This window comes from Flavobacterium sp. CR10, assembly GCF_055814415.1.
The window spans coordinates 242,128-261,023 of sequence record NZ_CP185985.1; the positions used below are offsets into that span (position 1 = coordinate 242,128).

Sequence of the window (18,896 nt, forward strand, 5' to 3'; positions counted from 1 at the left end):
AGGTTAGAAAAATTCTAACCTCCTTATCAAAAAAAAATAAAAAAAACAAAGCTAATGATTGACTAGATTTTTGATGTTTTTAAAAGTACCCTATATAAAAAATCTATTCGAGATTATTAGTTTTATTAGAATGTAGTAGTGCTATTTGCCTGGTAAGCGAAATTAAAAGTGTAGTATGGCGACTCAGAAGTTAATGTTGGACTTGCAGGTGCATCTTTATAATAACTCAATATTTCAAATTTTGCATATTTACCATCGTGTGTTTTTACTACAAATACTTTTCCTGCAATAGGAGAAATAATATGAGTTTCTGCATTATAAGAATACCAACCTTTTCCGCTTCCTGTCGGAATTGAATAAACTGTTGATGCATCTTGAGCAAAAGTACTTGCCGCAGGAAATGCAGTTACACTAGCAAATGTACCAGACACAATGCTTACTGCGCCAGATCCTGTTCTTTCTGGTTCATCTGTAAGACCAATTTTAGCTCCTCCATTTACAATGATTGTAGTCCCACGGAAAGCAATATCCCAGCTATTGTCTGTTACCAACTTATTTTGAGAAAAACTAAATTTTGCAAATGCTCCACCTGCTGGTTGTCCCTGACCGCCTGTCTGAGGCGCAGCAATATTAGAAACTTTTGTAGTTACCACTGGTGCTACTTCTTTTTTATCATCATCGCTGCTGCAAGATGCTGTAAAAATAAATAATGCTAAAAGCGAAAGTTTTAAGAATTTTGTTTTCATTTTGAAAATGGTGTTAAATAAATATTGATTAAAAATTATATTGAATTCGTGCAAAAAACTGTCGACCTGCCAAATTGCTAATTTGGCTAGGATCTGTAAAATCAAATAGATTATTGGCTCCAGCTTGAAGCATAAATTTATCTGCGATATATTTTGAAATTGACAGGTTTGTTAAAAAGTAGCCATCAACAAATGTGTCATATTTGTCAAGCATCTGATTACCGTTTGTATCAAACATTCCGTATTTGCTTCTGTAAAAAACACGCAAATTGATGTCGGTCTTAATTTTAGGTATAGTGTAGGCTAACTTAACATTGGCAGTATGTTTTGATCTGTTAAACAATCCAAAATAATCGGATTTTTTAATCTGAATGGTCTGCAAATCTGAGTTGCGGATGTAATGGTAATTTTCGAAATTATCTAGAACCGATTTGTCTTTTGCTGTTAAAAACTGATACCCAAATGATACTGATAATTGTTTTGTAAAATCATAAGTTGAATTAAACTCTAGACCATAGGTAAAGATTTTACTAATATTAAAATAACTGAAGACATTCTGACCATTCGTTTTTTGGGCAACAACTCGGGTATCAATCAAGTTCTCTATTGAATTATAGAAAGCATTTACGTCTAATCTTAATTTATTTCTCTTATAAAAAGTTCCAAAATTGACATTTATTGAGCTTTCTGGTTTCAACGGTTCTCCAAAATTTACTCCATCTACTCTAGACAAAAGTTGGCCTTGCTTTTCAAGCTGATTTAAGCGGTCTTCTGCAACATTATATCCCAAAACCGTGTATCCAACTGACGGATTTGTAAAGTCGAAATACAATTGACGAAAATCTGGCGCTTTATATCCATAGCCTACAGAAGATTTTAGAGAAAAATTTTCATTAATCTTATAATTGACTGCTAATTTTGGACTAAACTGGGAGGCATATTCACTATGATTATCATATCTAAATCCAGCAAGAACATTCCATTTTTCGGTTGGATTGTAATCGTATTGCAGATAAATATATTGGGAATTAAAATTTACTTGCTTTTCAAAATAGGTTCTATCTAAAGTCTCATAATTTAATCCAACTCCACCTGTCAGTTTATCATTTTTTAATGAAAGTGTTGTTCGAATTTCTGGCCGAACTAACCATTGATTGTAATAGGCACTCTCATAAAGAGCGTTATTCTTATCATTTAAAAAGGAATCATTTTTGTAATTTGTAGTATAAAACTCATATTCAGAATACACTTTTGAGCTCCATTTATGCTCAAATTTAATTTGCGAATTCCATTCTTTTTCTTTTGCATCACCTTTGTAGTTTTCAGAATCGATAATTGCTACGTTATCCATTTTCATATCGTAAAAACGGTTATTTACAATTAACTTTAAATTCTCCGAAAAATCGTAATATATTTTAGGCTGGATTGTAAAATTATAAAATGGCTCTACATTTTTTAATGGTGTACTTTTATCTAAATCATAACCATCTGTAGAATAAAAATTAGCAAAAAGATTAGCTGAGAATTTCTTCTTTTTCCACAGCAAATTTGTGTTAGCATCATTGGTATTAAAAGTTGCGTATCGATAAGAAAGGCTTCCTGTAAAAGTATCTTTCTTAGGCCTTTTTGTAATTACATTTATTACTCCTCCCATTGCTTCAGAACCATACAATGCTGAAGAAGCTCCTTTAACAATTTCAATTCTTTCTATATTTCCCACAGAAACCCTTGATAAATCCAAAACTCCTGCACTTCTTCCTACTAACGGCACTCCATCAATTAAAATCATGGTATAAGCTGCATCCAATCCCTGCATTTGAATTCCTTCAAAACCACTTTCGTCAGGAATTAAAATAATACCGGTTTGCTCGTTTAAAATTTCATTTAATCTTGTAACGCCTGACTTCATAATCGCTTCAGATGTAATAATTGTCATGGGCAAAGGCAATGACGAAAGTACTCTTTCTGTTCTAGTTGCAGTAGTAACTTTAACTTCTGATAATTCATTTGTTTCCACACTATCTTTTTGAACCTCCTGAGAAACAGAAATTTGACAAAAAAGCACAACAGCAAAAAGAGTAATTTTAAAATTCATTATTTTTATTCAGTCTTAATAATCGAGGCAAATATATAACTATTTTTAATTGTTCTAAATAAAATTTATATATTTGCGAAAATTTTAAAAACAAAACAATAAGTTATGATTTCAAAAAGCCTTTTTTTGTCAGCCGCTATGGCTTTAACATGTAGTCTTGGTTTTAGTCAGGACAAAAAACAACAAGACATAAAATCAATTAAATCAATGTGTGGTTGTTATGAGGTAAAGTTTAACTTCACAGAAACTTTCTCATATCCAAAAGATTCTCTTACTTATAAACCTTCTGAGACCAAACACGAATCTGCTTTAGAGTGGGTAGAGTTATTAGAAGATACTCCTAACAAAATTGTGATGCAGCATTTACTTATTGTAAGTCCTGATATGATCATCAAACACTGGAGACAAGATTGGCTATACGAAAACACAGACTTATATACTTTTGATAAAGGCAATTCTTGGAAGTACAAGAAATTAGACAAAAAAGCGGTTAAAGGCCAGTGGACTCAAAAAGTATATCAGGTAGATGATAGCCCAAGATATGAAGGGTCTTCAACATGGGTACATGTTGATGGGCAAGATTATTGGGCAAATGTTGCAGATGCTCCGCTTCCAAGAAGAGAGCAGACAAAACGTAACGATTATAACGTTTTGAAAAGAAGAAACATCCACGAAATCACTGCTACAGGGTGGAATCATGAGCAAGACAATGATAAATTAGTTCGCGACGATACTGGAAAAGATGTTTTATTAGCTCAAGAAAAAGGATTTGACGTTTACACTAAAGTAGATGATTCTAAATGTATTGCTGGACAAAAATGGTGGAAAGAAAATAATGCGCTTTGGAAAAATGTTCGTGACAAATGGCAAACTCTTTTTGACAGACACCAAGACTTAAACTTAGAGGCTAAAGTGGACAGAAAAGCTCTTTATTCTCTTTTATTTGACTTGAAACCAGATACTGCAAAAGCAGAAACAGATAAAATCATTGACAAATTTGTTAAGTAATTAGAATTAGTTGTTGTAAAAAAGCCTGAAGTTTTGAAACTTCAGGCTTTTTTTACTTTCAATTTTATTATAATGGGTTTTGAACTATTAGTGGGTTTGCATCTATTTCTGCTTTTGGAATCAACCATTGCCATCTTTTATCTGAAGAAACAGCAGTTAAAACTCCATTTGTAATACCTATATCATGATTTGAACCAGTTCTGTCAAGAGGAGAATCTGTGCGTTTTAAATCGTAGAATCTAAAGCCTTCTCCCCACAACTCAATCCTTCTTTGAAGTAAAATTTCATCAACTAATGCTTGTCCAGAATTTGTTGATAATGTATATGAAGGATTTCTTGTTTTTTCAAATTCAAAAAGTATGCTAGCCGCATCTGCATTTCCAAGTCTTGCTTTTGCTTCTGCTTCTATTAAATACATTTCTGCAACACGCATATATGGGACATCACATCTGCTATCTCCAGTACTTATAGCTAAAAATTTTTGGCTGGTATAAGGGAATTTCGCAAAATTCGAAGGAAGTGCTAATGCAGTATGTTTTCCAGTTTTATCAAATATAGCAGAACGAACATCTGTAGAAGGAATCATATTATATAGCTTACTGTTAATTGCCTTTGGACAAGAACGAATTACTGTTGAACTAAAATTCCTAGACATATAAGCTCCGAAGTTTGCAAAATATGTTGTTTGTACTTCATTAATATGGCTTCCCCACATCCATTCTCTGTTATTAAAATCATTAAAACCCAAAGTATATTCTGCCATTGGCATTAAGGTCTTACCGGCTCTAGCTTTATTTGCATATTCGGCCGCAATTGACCAATTCCCCTGCGTCAAAGCTACTCTGGCTTTTAAGCCTTGAGCCACTTTCAAATCTAAATGTGAATTATTCGGTTTTGTGTAACCTATTAATAAAACATTAGCCTCATCTAAATCTTTATTTATTTGAGCATAAACTTCTTCAACTGTTGAGCGTGGAAATTTATCATTTCCTACAGTCAAGACAATTGGCACACCAAGCTGAGAATTTGTTTCACCATTTACATATCTTTTACCAAATAACTGTACCAATTGATAGTGACAAAATGCTCGGTAAAGCAAAGCTTGTCCTTTTACAATTTTCTTATCAGCATCGGAACCAATTGCAGCATCTGTCGCATTTATTATTGTATTCGCATTTCTAATAATTCTATAATAGGTTCTATATGCAAAACGGAGTTCTGTCGAATTTTCATTGTTCATTGCGCTCCAATTATACACTGTCAAAAACCATCCATTAGTAATTGGAAAAACTACATCGTCACCTGCAATATCAATTTGTTCCATTAAACCTCCTAAACCTCCTTGACTCTGATCCTCATAACTAACATATAAAGATCTATGAATGCCATTCAAAAGTGTCATTAAATTCTCAGTTGTTTTTGTTGCTCCTTCGTAGTCAACAAATTCAGTTGGCTTTTTATCTAAAAAATCATCAGAGCATGAGCCTAAAAAAGTTAGCACTATAAATGCGAATAATACTTTTATATAATTTGATTTCATAATATTAAAAATTTAAATTCACTCCTAACGAAATTACTCTTGATGGTATATATCTATTTTGAGTTGTTCCATTAAAAGTTTGAGTTGGATCCATCCCTTGACGCTTTGTAAACAGCATTAAATTTTCTCCGTTTATATATACCGAAGCATTATCTATTTCGAATTTTGATATAAACTCTGAAGGCATCTTATATGATAAATTGACTTGTCTTAATGATAAATAATCAGAACCTATTAGCCATCTATCAGAAGCTGCACTTGCTGGAGTATTTCTATTGACATCCAATCGAGGCACATCAGTTATGTCACCAGGCTTCTGCCATCTTCTAAAAATGTCTGTACTTAAAGCAGATCCATAATTATTACCAGTATGCATTAAAACAGCATAATTAGTGTCATACATTTGTCCTCCTATTTGATATGAGCATATTACATCTAATTGCAGTCCTTTATATTTAAATGTATTTCCAAAACTTCCAAACAAATCTGGAATAGCTGAACCCGCATAATGGTATAATGCTTTATTTTGATCTGTAGTCACATTTACACCATTTACAATTCTTATTGAAGTATCACTTGAATTTACAAATTTTGGATCTGCTACAAATAAGGCGTATCCGTCCGAAGGATCAACACCATACCAATCTCTTAACCAATAATCATAAATTGAATGTCCTACTGAAAGTTTTTTACTTCCGTTAATAATTTCTCCTTGAGGAAGTTCTGTAATTTTATTATTAATTGTTGACGCATTGACATTTAAATTCCAAGAAAAATCATTTGTTTTAATGATAACACCATCTAATGAAATTTCAATCCCCTTGTTGACCATAGAACCAATATTTTCTACTCTATTGTCTAGACCCGAAGACAAAGGATTAGGAACTGAAAAAATTAACCCGTCAGTATTTCTATTATAATACTCCACACTTCCCTTTAATCTGTTTTTGAACAGACCAAACTCTACAGCAATATCTTTTTGAGTATTAACTTCCCATTTTAAATCTGGCGCAGCTGCAGCATAAGTTACAATACCGCCTTCACTTCCATTATCATAACCTAAACTATAAGTAGGCTGGCTAACATAGTAATTTAAACCATTAATTTTTGAGCCCGCATCATTAGTATCGCCAATTATATGAGAATCATTTCCAACTTGTCCGATCGAAGCTCTAAATTTCAAATCATCAAGCCAAGTATAATTCTTTAAGAAATTTTCTTTAGAAATCACCCACGCACCGCCTAAAGACCAGAAGTTACCCCAACGATTATTCTCCGCAAATTTTGAGGATCCATCTCTTCTTAATGATGCTGAAAAAATATACTTATTCATGTAATCATAACCGGCTCTTGAGAAGTATGATTCTGTTGCATAATTTCTTGTAAAAGAAGTCAAACCTGTAGTTGTTGCATAGTTAACATATTCAATAATATCCGGCGTTACTTGACCTGTTTTACTGCTACTGGTCCAATTTGTTTCATAATCGAAACTTTCATGCCCTAGTAATATATTGAATGAATGTTCTCCTATTTTCTTAGAGTAGTTCAAAAGCTGGTTATAAGTAATTCCAGTTAGAACTTTATCCTCTTTTGCCATTAATCCAGTTGGCGCTCCATCCCCAATTTCAGTATTGTAAGAATAAGTTCTATTTCGATATGTTTTGTCAATAGAAGCATTTGTTGTGAACTTTAAATCTTTAGTAAATGAAATTTCAAAAAAAGTTCTTGCTGAAAGCGCTAATCCTTTTACTACATCAGTATCATTTAAAGTTTCATAAACAACGTTGCGCCCATTTGATGCTCCTGAACCTCTAACAGTCGAATAAATTCGATCGCCATTTGCGTCAAGCACATAATCGCCATTTGTCGTATGATCAAAAACAGGATAAATCGGTCCCATTGTTCTTATAGTTCTAAATGGATTTTTGAATGAACTGGTATTTTCAACTCCATCAGTTCCTAATTTCGAATTAGTCAAAGTTCCTGATATATTTACACCTGTTTTAAACCATTCTTTTAAACTTGTATTTAAATTTAGCCTTCCCGTTGTTCTTTCAAAACCTGATTTCTGTATGTATCCTTCTTCGTCCAAATAACCTAAAGAGGCAAAGTAGTTTGATTTTTCAGATTTTCCTTGATAAGAGAAATCTACATTTTTACGAACTCCGGCTCTTTCCAATTGTTTTGCCCAATCAAGATCTTGAGGATACATTAACTTTGCATTAGGATTTAATTTGCCATCGGTTCCAACTATGCTTCCACTAGGAACATCAAATGGGTTGGTAACTAATACAACAGGTACTCTAGCAGACGCATAAAGATTTGCTGCATCTATTTCTGATTGATTGCCCATAGGGCGACTATTTCTAATTGCTTCCCATTCTAAAGGATAATAATCAAAAGCATTTACCCTTTTATAATCTTTAATAGATCGAGAGGTCATTCCAGTACTTACATTAAGGGAAAATTTATCCTTTTGCGACTTTCCTGATTTTGTGGTAATAATAATTACGCCATTCGCTGCTTTTGAACCATATAAAGATGTTGAAGAAGCGTCTTTTAAAACACTTAAACTTTCAATATCACTTGAATTTAAATTACTTATATCCCCAGCATATGGAACACCGTCTACTATATACAAAGGAGTATTTGATCCATTAATTGAACTAAAACCACGGATTCTAATTTCTGGAGCTGCACCAGGCTGTCCAGCAGAACTTTGAATTTGGACACCAGATGTCGCTCCTTCTAAAGAAGAAAGAGCATTTGTTAAAGGCCTGTTCTCCAATTGCTCTGATTTTATTTGAGTAGCAGACCCTACATAAGATGTCTTTTTTGCTGTACCATAAGCAACTACTACAACCTCATCCAACTCTTTTCCGTCTTCTTGCATCTTAGCATTTAGAACAGAACCAGATCCAACAGTCAAATTAACATCTTTGAATCCCATGTATGAAAAAGTCAAAATATCTCCAGTTTTAGCATTTATTACATACTTCCCATCAAAATCTGATTGTACTCCAGTTTTTGTGCCTTTGACCATTACATTTACTCCTGGAATTGGACCATTTGCATCCGAAACCACTCCTGTAATTTTTTTCTCCTGAGCAATGCTTGACTGCAGAATCAGAATGAAAAAAAGCATTATAAGTCCTTTTAATTTTTGTTTCATTATTTTGTTTTTTTAATTAGAGAGGGCGAACTTAAAAAATTAAAATAATTTTAACAAGAATCAATTTACTTTTAACATTATAATTTGAAATATTAATACTACAAATTACATACTAAATAACTTATGCGATATTAAAAAAGCTTTTTATGATAGCTTATTGGAGAAGGAAATTAATTACTGAACTTTAATTAAGAATAAAAACCATCCAGTATATAGATGGTTTTTTCATTCTTTTCATCTCAACTAAAAGCGTACTAATTCAAAATAGTTAAAAATGAATATTAGAAGAATTGACTTAAAACTTTATCACTTGCATTGTAATACTTACAAAAGCCAGTGCAAAATTACCTAAGAATGAGACTACAAAAACGCCATAGAAGCCAAAAAAGCAATAAAAAAAGCCAATAGTTTAAAAACTATTGGCTTTTTCTTTTAACTGTATTTTAATTTCTTACATTCTTTCTGGAACTTCAATTCCTAGCAAATGAAATGCAGATTTAATTACCTCAGCAACTTTTTGAGAAAGCTGCACTCTGAATATTTTTTTAGTCAGGTCTACTTCTCCTAAAATATGTACTGATTGGTAAAACGAGTTATATTCTTTTACTAAATCATAAGTATAATTCGCAATTAATGCCGGACTATGATTTTGAGCCGCATTCTGAATTACTTCTGGGAAAAGCTCGATTTGTTTTACCAATTCTTTTTCTTTCTCGTGCAGTTCTTCAATTTCAATTTTGTTAGAAAAATCAAAGTCAGCTTTACGAATTATGGACTGAATTCTAGCATATGTGTATTGGATAAACGGACCTGTATTTCCAGCAAAATCTACAGACTCTTCTGGGTTGAACAGAATACGTTTTTTAGGATCTACTTTTAAAATGTAATATTTCAAAGCTCCTAAACCAATTGTTTTGTACAATTTTGCTTTTTCTTCGTCAGAATAGCTGTCTAGTTTTCCTAAATCTTCTGAAATCTGTTTTGCTGTATCGGTCATATCTTGCATCAAATCGTCTGCATCTACAACAGTTCCTTCACGGCTTTTCATTTTTCCAGAAGGCAAATCTACCATTCCGTATGATAAGTGATATAAGCTTGAAGCCCAGTCAAATCCTAATTTTTTCAAGATTAAGAATAACACTTTGAAGTGATAATCTTGCTCGTTTCCTACAGTGTAAACCATTCCTCCAACATCTGGCATATCTTTTACACGCTGAATCGCTGTTCCGATATCTTGCGTCATGTAAACCGCTGTTCCGTCAGAACGTAAGACGATTTTACGATCAAGACCTTCGTCAGTCAAATCAATCCAAACAGAGCCATCAGGATCTTTTTCAAAAACTCCTTTATCCAAACCTACCTGAACAACATCTTTCCCTAATAGATAAGTATTGCTTTCGTAGTAATATCTATCAAAATCAACTCCTAGATTCGTATAAGTTGTAGCAAAACCTTCATAAACCCATTCGTTCATTTTTTTCCAAAGTGCAATCACTTTTTCATCACCAGCTTCCCATTTCTTAAGCATATCTTGCGCTTCAATAATAATTGGAGCTTGCTTTTTGGCTTCTTCTTCAGTTTTACCAGCTTCTACCAAACCGTTAATTTCGTTTTTGTAAGCTTTATCAAACTCTACATAATATTTACCGACCAATTTATCTCCTTTTAAACCAGAAGTTTCAGGAGTTTCTCCGTTTCCGAATTTCTCCCAAGCCAACATCGATTTACAGATATGGATTCCGCGATCGTTGATAATTTGCGTTTTGTACACTTTTTTTCCAGAAGCTTTTAAAATCTCTGCAACAGAATATCCTAACAAATTGTTACGAACGTGTCCTAAGTGCAAAGGTTTGTTAGTGTTTGGAGAAGAATATTCTACCATAACTGCTTTTTCATCTGGACTTGGAGCCACAAAACCGAACTGCTTCTGGTCTTTAATTCCGTTAAAGAAATTCACATAATAACTGTCTGAAATTACAATATTCAAGAAACCAGAAACTACATTAAAGCGAGCAACTTCAGAAACATTTTCAACTAGATAATTTCCAATTTTATTCCCCAATTCAGCTGGATTGCTTTTAATCACTTTCAATAAAGGAAAAATTACCATTGTAATATCTCCTTCAAACTCTTTTCTAGTAGTTTGAAACTCGATTTTATCAACAGTAACATCAAATAATGCTTGTATTGCTTTTTGTATAGAAGGTGTAAGAATTTGTTGTAATGACATGTAAACTTATTTTAAAGTGAGCAAAGATACTGCTTATTCATCAATTAGAGAAAATCAAAAACATATTAAATTCGAGAAAAGAGTTGCAATTTGACAAAAAAGCGCATTTTTTAATTGTTAAAATTATCAAAAAATCAAAACCCTAATCTCTTACAAAACAGCCAATGAGAAAAAAAAATATTTTTTTTTCTATAATTTCTTGTAACATATCAACCGCAAAAGAGTCTTAATAGAGACTTTAATTTTTTGAAGTCAGGAAAAAACAAAAAAAAAGAAAAACTAACAAAACGAAATCATCATCAATCAAATCAAAAATAATCAGTAAAAAAATCATGAAATTAAAATTCTTTCTGTTTGCATTATTAGGAATAATTGCAACTGCACAGGCCCAGAATACTGGAAGTGTTTCTGGAAAAATTACAGAGAAGTCAAACAACGCACCCATTTCTTATGCAACAGTTTCGCTAAAAGAAAATGGAAAAGTAGTTTCTGGTGTTAATACAGATGACAACGGGGACTTTTCATTTAAAAATATTGCTTTAAAAAGCTATACTATCGAAATTCAATATATCGGATTTAGAAAATATATTGGTTCTGTACTTTTGAGCGAAAACAAAAAAACGGCAACTGTAAATGTTGCTCTTGAAGAAGAAGCTACTCAACTTAAAGGTGTTAACATTGTTGCTGAACGTTCTACTATTGAACAAAAAATCGATAGAAAAGTAGTTAATGTTGGTAAAGATTTAACTACAGCTGGAGCTTCCGCATCAGATATTATGAATAATATTCCTTCTGTGAATGTAGATCAGGATGGAAAACTTTCGCTTCGCGGAAATGATAATGTTCGTGTATTAATTGACGGACGTCCAACGAATATTGATCCTGCTCAATTATTGAAACAGATTCCTTCAACTTCTATCAAGAAAATTGAATTAATCACGAACCCAAGCGCCAAATATAATCCAGAAGGAATGTCTGGAATCATTAATATTATTTTGCATAAAAATGCAAACACTGGTTTTAACGGAAGCTACAGTGGCGGTATTACTTTTGGTGAAACTGCAAAATATAATCAGTCTTTAGATTTAAACTATAAAACTGGAAAAGTAAATTTCTTTGGGAATGTGGGACAAAACTTCGGAAAATATCATAACAAAGGTTTTATCCAAAGATTTGATCAAGATATTACTCAAAATATAGATGTACTAAATGATAATGATTCTTACTTATACAAAATCGGGATGGATTATTTAATCGATGACCACAATACTTTATCTATCTATACTAACCAGAATAAATCTACAGGAAAAGGTTATGTGGACACTAATATTGATTACAATAATGTAACTGGTTCTGATATTTCGAATATCTTTCAAAAATCAAGATATTGGGGGCCAGATCAGGTTGGAACATACAATTTAGCATACAAACACATCTTCAAAAAAGAAGGTCACACTTTAGATTTTGAAGCCAACTATAGTGACAATAAAGAAACTCAAAATGCTTCTTTTGATACTGAAACGACAAAAATAGACAATACTGCAGGGAATGTCTTCTATGAAGATTATTTGAAAGGAACCAGAAAATTAAGCACAATAAACGTAGATTATGTTAATCCGTTAAACGAAAAAACAACGCTTGAAGCTGGTGCTGAAGCAAGAATTACGAGAACAGAAAACGATTATATTACCGGAAATCCTTTGCTACCTGTTGCGGATCAAACGTCTCACTATACTTATGACACAGATATTTATTCTGCTTATGTAACATTTGGACAAAAATTCAAAAAACTAAGCTATCAAGTAGGTGCACGTTTTGAAAGCTATAAAGTTCAAGCCAACTTAAATTATGGTAAAGATAAATTTGATGATGATTACATTACTTTGTATCCATCAGCTTATTTAACATACAATATCACTGAGAAAAATACTTTACAGTTAAGCTACAGCCGTCGTGTTGACCGCCCTAGTTTAGAGCAGACAAAACCTATTCGTGAATTTGCTACTCCGTTAGTTACTTCGATAGGAAATCCTGACCTAAGACCTCAGTTCACCAACTCAATTGAAGTAAATTATACTAAAACTCTTGAAAAAGGAAGTTTTACGGCAGGGGTTTTCGTGAGAAGCATTAATGACCAAATTAGTAGAATTTTATATCCTGATCCTAACGATGCAAGTGAGCAAAAGCAAATTATGAGTTATACAAATTTTGATCATAATACTGCTTATGGATTTGAAATGTCATTTAATTATAAAATCACAAAATGGTGGGATATTCAGCCATCGATTGATTTCTCAAGCATTGATCAATCAGGAGTTATATATGGTTTTATTCCAGAAGAAAATCAAATTGGACCTAAGAACAAAACGGTTACTGTTGCCGCATTTAATGGACGTATGAACTCTAACTTTAAAGTAAACAAACGTTTAAGTTTCTTAGCTTTCGGATTCTATAGAGGTGCAACAGATGGACTTCAGAACAATAGTCACGAAATGTACAAAATGGATATTGGTACACGATATACATTATTAGACAACAAAATGAATTTAAGTGTTCGTTTCAATGATGTCTTTAATACTATGAAATATGCTTTTGATACCGAAAATCCTTACCCTCAAGCTGGGCAGTTCAAATGGGAAAGCCAAACAGTCTATTTTGGTTTAACTTACAATTTTGGAGGCGGAAAAATCAAAAATTTACAGCGTAAACAAAGAGACGACAATACTAACAAAGGTGGAGGCGGAATGTTCTAATCTTACCTAAAAAGATTTTTTTAATAATTTTTAAATATTTCTTGTAAAAAAAAGTCTGGAGATGCCACTCCAGACTTTTTTTGTTTTTTGTAGATATTTATAAAAAGTTTCGTAATTCTTTTATTTCTTCTGGATTTGCAATTTCAGAATTATCGGTGATTGCTGAAGAATGATAAAAAGTCAGATCTAATTTATCTTGCAACAATTTTATATTTGAAGATCGTAAACCACCACCTGGCATAATTTCTATTCGATCTCCAGCCAATTCCTGAAGTCTTGCTAGTGCCAAAATTCCTTCCTCTACATTTACTCCTTGACCAGAAGTCAGAATTGTTTTGAAACCGCAATCAATTACCGTTTCAAGAGACTTTTCAGGATTTTTAACCACATCAAAAGCGCGGTGGAAAGTACACGACAGCGGATGCGCTAGATGCACTAATTCTTTATTTTGCTTTTTATTTACTTTTCCGTTTTCCTTTAAGATTCCGAAAACAAAACCGTCAACGCCTAGTTTTTTATAGTGCTTAATATCCTGCTTCATTTCAGTAAGTTCTTCATCCGAATAAACAAAATCACCACCTCGAGGTCTTATAATAACATGCATTTTTATATTTAAACTTTCACGCACTTTCACTACCAAAATAGAATTTGGAGTAGTTCCTCCCAGTTTCATGTTTTCACATAGTTCAATTCTGTCCGCACCATTTGCTTGAGCAATTAACGCCGATTCGTAATTAAAGCAAGCTATTTCTAGTTGATTTTTTTTCATTTTGATTTTATTAAAGGGCTCCATTTCGCTCAGCCTTACAAACTTCAAAACAATTATGTCCAATCTTTGTCACCCTGAGCGGAGTCGAAGGGCGCTCCTATTGGAACGTGGGCTTCGACTCCGCTCAGCCTGACAAGTCGCTTATATTCTACTGAGCAAAATCGACTGCTAATTTACTACTAAACATCCTTTTTATTAAAATTTTCATGAGTTGTTTTATTCAAACATTGAGAAAGTTTTTTCAAATCTTCCCATTTATCTTTTATTATAGCTTCTTTCTTTTTTCTGCTCCAGCCTTTTACTTGCTTTTCAAATGCGATGGCTTGCGTTACATCATTGAACTCTGTGCAAAATACCAACTCTAAAGGTCTTTTATTAAATGTATAGCTTTCTTTGTTTAAACCATAATTGTGTTCATTTAGTCTTCTATTTATATCATTTGTCATTCCTGTATAATAACTTCCATCAGAACATTTCAAAATGTATACATAATATATTTTCATAATTTCTATTTTCAAAAAAAATAAAAGTAAGAAAATTAATTCAAAGAAAATGATAAAAGTGGGTACTTGGAACGAGGGCTTCGACTCCGCTCAGCCTGACATACCACATAATAATATGTTCAATCTTTGTCTTCCTGAGCGGAGTCGAAGGGCACTCCTATTGAAACGAGGGTTATACTCCGCTCAACCTGACAAACCACATACCAATATGTACAATTTTTGTCTCCCTGAGCGGAGTCGAAGGGCACTCCTATTGGGACGTGGGCTTCGACTCCGCTCAGCCTGACAAATCTCTATAAAAAAACCTGCTCCCAATAAGAAGCAGGTTTTAAAAAATATAAATGTAAGATGATTATTTTACCATTTAATAATAGCACTTGCCCAAGTAAATCCACTTCCGAAAGCTGCTAAAACTACAGTATCTCCAGATTTGATTTTTCCTTGTTCCCAAGCTTCTGTCAGAGCAATCGGAATAGATGCTGCTGTTGTGTTTCCGTATTTCTGGATATTATTATGAACTTGATCGTCTGTCAATTTAAATTTGTTCTGAATGAATTGTGAAATTCTCAAGTTTGCTTGATGTGGAATCAACATATCAATATCTGAAACCTGCAGCCCATTTGCTTCTAATCCTTCATTGATTACTTCTGCAAAACGAACTACTGCATTTTTAAACACAAATTGTCCATTCATATAAGGATAATAACTTTCGTCATTTGGATCATTGTCCGCAATAATATCTGTTACCCAACGCGCTCCCATTCCTGGCGCTTGTAATGCTAACTCTTCAGCATGTTCTCCTTCTGAATGTAAATGAGTCGACAAAATTCCTTTTGTTAAATCTTCTTCACGGCTTAAAACTGCCGCTCCTGCTCCATCTCCAAAAATTACAGAAACACCGCGTCCGCGAGTAGTCATGTCTAATCCTGTAGAGTGAACCTCAGAACCGATAACCAAAATATTTTTATACATTCCGGTTTTAATATATTGGTCTGCAACAGAAAGCGCATAAACAAAACCTGAACATTGATTTCTAACATCTAATGCTCCAACTGTTCTTAAACCTAAATCTCTTTGAACCAAAACACCTGGTCCTGGAAAATAATAATCTGGACTTAATGTAGCAAAAACTACAAAATCAATATCTTCTTTGGCAACACCAGAACGCTCTATTGCAATTTTAGCTGCTTTTACTCCCATTGAAGTCGTGGTGTCTTCTCCACGAATAATGTGTCTTCTCTCTTGAATTCCAGTTCTTTCCTGAATCCATTCATCATTGGTATCCATTATCTTAGACAAATCATCGTTAGTCACCACATTGGAAGGAACATAATATCCTAAACCAGCTATTTTTGAATGATACATAATCAATTATTATTTATTAAAAATTTGGATTGCAAATTTACGCATACTTTAAAATATACGTATACAAAATACTATTTTTTTCGTTATTAGCAATTTAATATATTCTAATTATACAGCAACTTATGATCATTTACTTCTTGAAAAGACAGCATTCAGACATAAACATTGAAAAAAATTAAAAATCAGATACAAGATGTAACAACATAAAAGTATTTTAGACAAACATTTTGAATACTATTACAAACTCCTAAAATTTATACTATGAAATTAAAGGTTACGCTGTTTTTATTTCTAAATATAAGTTTTTTCTCTTTTGCTCAAGAGAATCTGACTTATCAAAAACCTTCTAAATCTATTTTAGATTTGGCAGATTACCAAAGAGCGCCTTCTGTATCTATGGATACCAAAAAAGAAAACATGCTCCTAATGTATCGCAACACCTATAAAACACTCGATGATCTCAATCAGGACGAAGTTCGTTTGGCAGGTTTAAGAATTAATCCCGTTACTAACATTTCAAGTACTGTAACTTATCTAAACAATCTAAAACTAAGAAAAATAAGTGGTAAGGAAGAAATTCAGGTTAAAAGCCTTCCTGAAAATCCGAAAATAACAAACATTCTTTGGTCGCCAAACGACAAAAAAATCCTATTCTCGCATACTACAAATTCTGGTGTTGAGCTTTGGGTTTTGGATGTGGCAACAGCACAAGCAACAAAACTTACAGAAGCTAGAGTAAATGCAAATCTTGGAAATCCGTTTAGCTGGTTTTTGGATAATGAAACTATCTTAGTAAAAATGCTTCCTAAAAATAGAAAGCCACTTTTGGATTCTAAAAAGGATCTTCCAACGGGACCAATTATTTCTAACACTTCGGGAGAGAAATCGCAAAACAGAACCTATCCAGATATGCTGAAAAACAAAAACGACGAAGCTAATTTTGAAAACTGCATCACTTCTGAATTATATAAGGTGAAACTAAATGGCGATGCTGTTTTATACAAAGATGCCGCTATGTTTGCCGGAGAAAGAATCTCACCAGATGGTAATTACATTATGCTGACAACCATTCAAAAACCATTTTCTTATGTCGTCCCATTAAATAGATTTCCATCCAAAACAATTGTTTACGATTTAAGCGGTAGAGAAATTAAAACAGTAAACGAGGTTCCTTTAAATGAAATTATGCCTAAAGGTTTTATGGCTGTCCGAAAAGGCAAAAGAGAAATGGCTTGGAGAAACGACAAACCTGCAACTTTATCTTATGTTGTAGCTTTGGATGAAGGTGATCCAGCAAATAAAGTTGACTTTAGAGACGAAGTTTTTCTTTGGGATGCACCTTTTGATAAAGACGCTTCTTCGTTGGCAAAAACGCCACAACGTTTTAGTGATATTACTTGGGGGAATGACAATTTAGCGGTTCTTTCAGAAGAATGGTACGATACGCGAAACACCAAAACGTTTTTAATAAATCCATCAAACCCAAGTCAGCAGCCAAAACTGATTACCGATAGAAATTCTCAGGATGTTTATTCTGACCCTGGAGTTTTCGAAACAAGAAAAAACGCATACAATAAATATGTTTTAGCTATCGAAAAAAATAACCTGTATAGAATTGGAGAAGGTTACACTAAAGACGGGCAATTCCCCTTTGTGGACGAATTCAATCTAGAAACTTTAAAATCAAAACGCATTTATACTTCTCCATACAAAGACAAAAAAGAAGATATTTTAGAAATTGAAGATTTTAAATCTGGAAAAGTATTAGTTCAGATTCAGTCAAAGACAGAATATCCTAATTATTATTTCAGAAATATTAAAAAACAAAACAGCTTAACACAAGTGACTGATTTCAAAAATCCGTTTGAAAGCATTAAAAATGTTAGCAAAGAAGTCATTAAATACAAACGTAAAGATGGTTTGGACCTTTCAGGAACTTTATATCTTCCTGCTGGTTATGATAAAACGAAAAAAGAAAAATTGCCGCTATTGATCTGGGCTTATCCTGCAGAATACAAAGACAGAAACAGCGCTTCGCAATCTACTCAAAATTCTAACGAATTCACATTCCCTTACTATGGATCGTTTGTATATTGGGTTACAAAAGGATATGTGGTTTTAGACGATGCCGCTTTTCCAATTATTGGTGAAGGAACAACAGAACCAAACGATAATTTTATTTCTCAGCTAGTTGATAATGCCGCAGCTGCAATCGATGCAGTAGATGCTTTAGGTTATATAAACCGTAAAAAAGTGGCTGTCGGCGGACACTCTTACGGAGCATTTATGACAGCAAATTTATTGACACATTCTAATCTTTTTGCTTGCGGAATTGCAAGAAGCGGCGCTTACAACAGAACGTTAACCCCATTCGGATTCCAATCTGAACAAAGAAATTACTGGGAAGCTCCAGAAGTTTACAATGCAATGTCTCCATTTATGAATGCAGAAAAAATGAAAACTCCAATTTTATTGGTTCACGGAGAAGCCGATAATAATCCTGGAACTTTTACTTTGCAGACTGAGCGTTATTTTCAAGCATTAAAAGGTTTAGGAGCGCCAGCAAGAATGGTTATTCTTCCAAAAGAATCGCACAGCTATGTGGCCAAAGAAAATATTCTACACTTATTATGGGAACAAGATCAGTTTTTAGAAAAGTATCTGAAAAACTAAATTCATAATTTGATTCCAAAAGTAAACCCGACAAGTTTCAAA

Annotated in this window: 11 protein-coding genes; 3 read left to right on the plus strand and 8 right to left on the minus strand. The window is 33.1% G+C overall.

Translation table 11 applies throughout. The annotated features are described in order from the left end of the window. Window positions 1-125: 125 nt before the first annotated feature. Window positions 126-746 (minus strand): HmuY family protein, encoded by a 621-nt coding sequence (locus tag ACNRYB_RS01150; protein ID WP_343707543.1) that lies wholly within the window; start codon window positions 744-746, stop codon window positions 126-128. A gap of 28 nt (window positions 747-774) precedes the next feature. After that, the gene (locus tag ACNRYB_RS01155; RefSeq protein WP_473729007.1) at window positions 775-2,841 is read right to left on the minus strand and encodes a TonB-dependent receptor plug domain-containing protein; all 2,067 of its coding nucleotides are present in this window, start codon (window positions 2,839-2,841) and stop codon (window positions 775-777) included. Between the two features lie 105 nt (window positions 2,842-2,946). On the opposite strand from ACNRYB_RS01155, the gene ACNRYB_RS01160 reads away from it, so the two are divergent. Then, the gene (locus tag ACNRYB_RS01160) at window positions 2,947-3,849 is read left to right on the plus strand and encodes a DUF6607 family protein (RefSeq protein WP_343707545.1); all 903 of its coding nucleotides are present in this window, start codon (window positions 2,947-2,949) and stop codon (window positions 3,847-3,849) included. Window positions 3,850-3,916: 67 nt separating this feature from the next. Here the strand turns inward: ACNRYB_RS01160 and ACNRYB_RS01165 are convergent, their stop codons facing one another. From ACNRYB_RS01165 to argS, 3 genes are all read right to left on the minus strand, one after another. Then, on the minus strand, window positions 3,917-5,389 hold the full coding sequence (locus tag ACNRYB_RS01165; protein ID WP_473729008.1) for a RagB/SusD family nutrient uptake outer membrane protein: 1,473 nt from the start codon (window positions 5,387-5,389) through the stop codon (window positions 3,917-3,919). Between the two features lie 4 nt (window positions 5,390-5,393). Next, a complete protein-coding gene (locus ACNRYB_RS01170) occupies window positions 5,394-8,561 on the minus strand; it encodes a SusC/RagA family TonB-linked outer membrane protein (protein WP_473729009.1) in 3,168 nt (1,055 codons plus the stop codon). Window positions 8,562-9,012: 451 nt separating this feature from the next. Beyond that, window positions 9,013-10,791, minus strand: coding sequence for an arginine--tRNA ligase (argS, locus tag ACNRYB_RS01175; RefSeq protein WP_129748998.1), 1,779 nt, complete (start codon window positions 10,789-10,791; stop codon window positions 9,013-9,015). Window positions 10,792-11,123: 332 nt separating this feature from the next. Here argS and ACNRYB_RS01180 point away from each other — a divergent pair, with 332 nt between their 5' ends. Further along, window positions 11,124-13,544 (plus strand): TonB-dependent receptor, encoded by a 2,421-nt coding sequence (locus ACNRYB_RS01180; protein WP_473729010.1) that lies wholly within the window; start codon window positions 11,124-11,126, stop codon window positions 13,542-13,544. Between the two features lie 97 nt (window positions 13,545-13,641). Here ACNRYB_RS01180 and ACNRYB_RS01185 read toward each other — a convergent pair whose 3' ends face one another. The 3 genes from ACNRYB_RS01185 to ACNRYB_RS01195 all read right to left on the minus strand — a co-directional run bounded on the left by ACNRYB_RS01185 (window position 13,642) and on the right by ACNRYB_RS01195 (window position 16,181). Beyond that, a complete protein-coding gene (locus ACNRYB_RS01185) occupies window positions 13,642-14,313 on the minus strand; it encodes a copper homeostasis protein CutC (protein WP_129749000.1) in 672 nt (223 codons plus the stop codon). A gap of 179 nt (window positions 14,314-14,492) precedes the next feature. Next, window positions 14,493-14,816, minus strand: a complete 324-nt coding sequence (locus ACNRYB_RS01190) for a GIY-YIG nuclease family protein (protein WP_129749001.1) — start codon at window positions 14,814-14,816, stop codon at window positions 14,493-14,495. A gap of 357 nt (window positions 14,817-15,173) precedes the next feature. After that, the gene (locus tag ACNRYB_RS01195; RefSeq protein ID WP_008464493.1) at window positions 15,174-16,181 is read right to left on the minus strand and encodes a 3-oxoacyl-ACP synthase III family protein; all 1,008 of its coding nucleotides are present in this window, start codon (window positions 16,179-16,181) and stop codon (window positions 15,174-15,176) included. A 261-nt stretch (window positions 16,182-16,442) separates the two neighbouring features. Here ACNRYB_RS01195 and ACNRYB_RS01200 point away from each other — a divergent pair, with 261 nt between their 5' ends. Further along, window positions 16,443-18,854, plus strand: coding sequence for an alpha/beta hydrolase family protein (locus tag ACNRYB_RS01200; protein ID WP_473729011.1), 2,412 nt, complete (start codon window positions 16,443-16,445; stop codon window positions 18,852-18,854). Window positions 18,855-18,896: the final 42 nt, after the last annotated feature.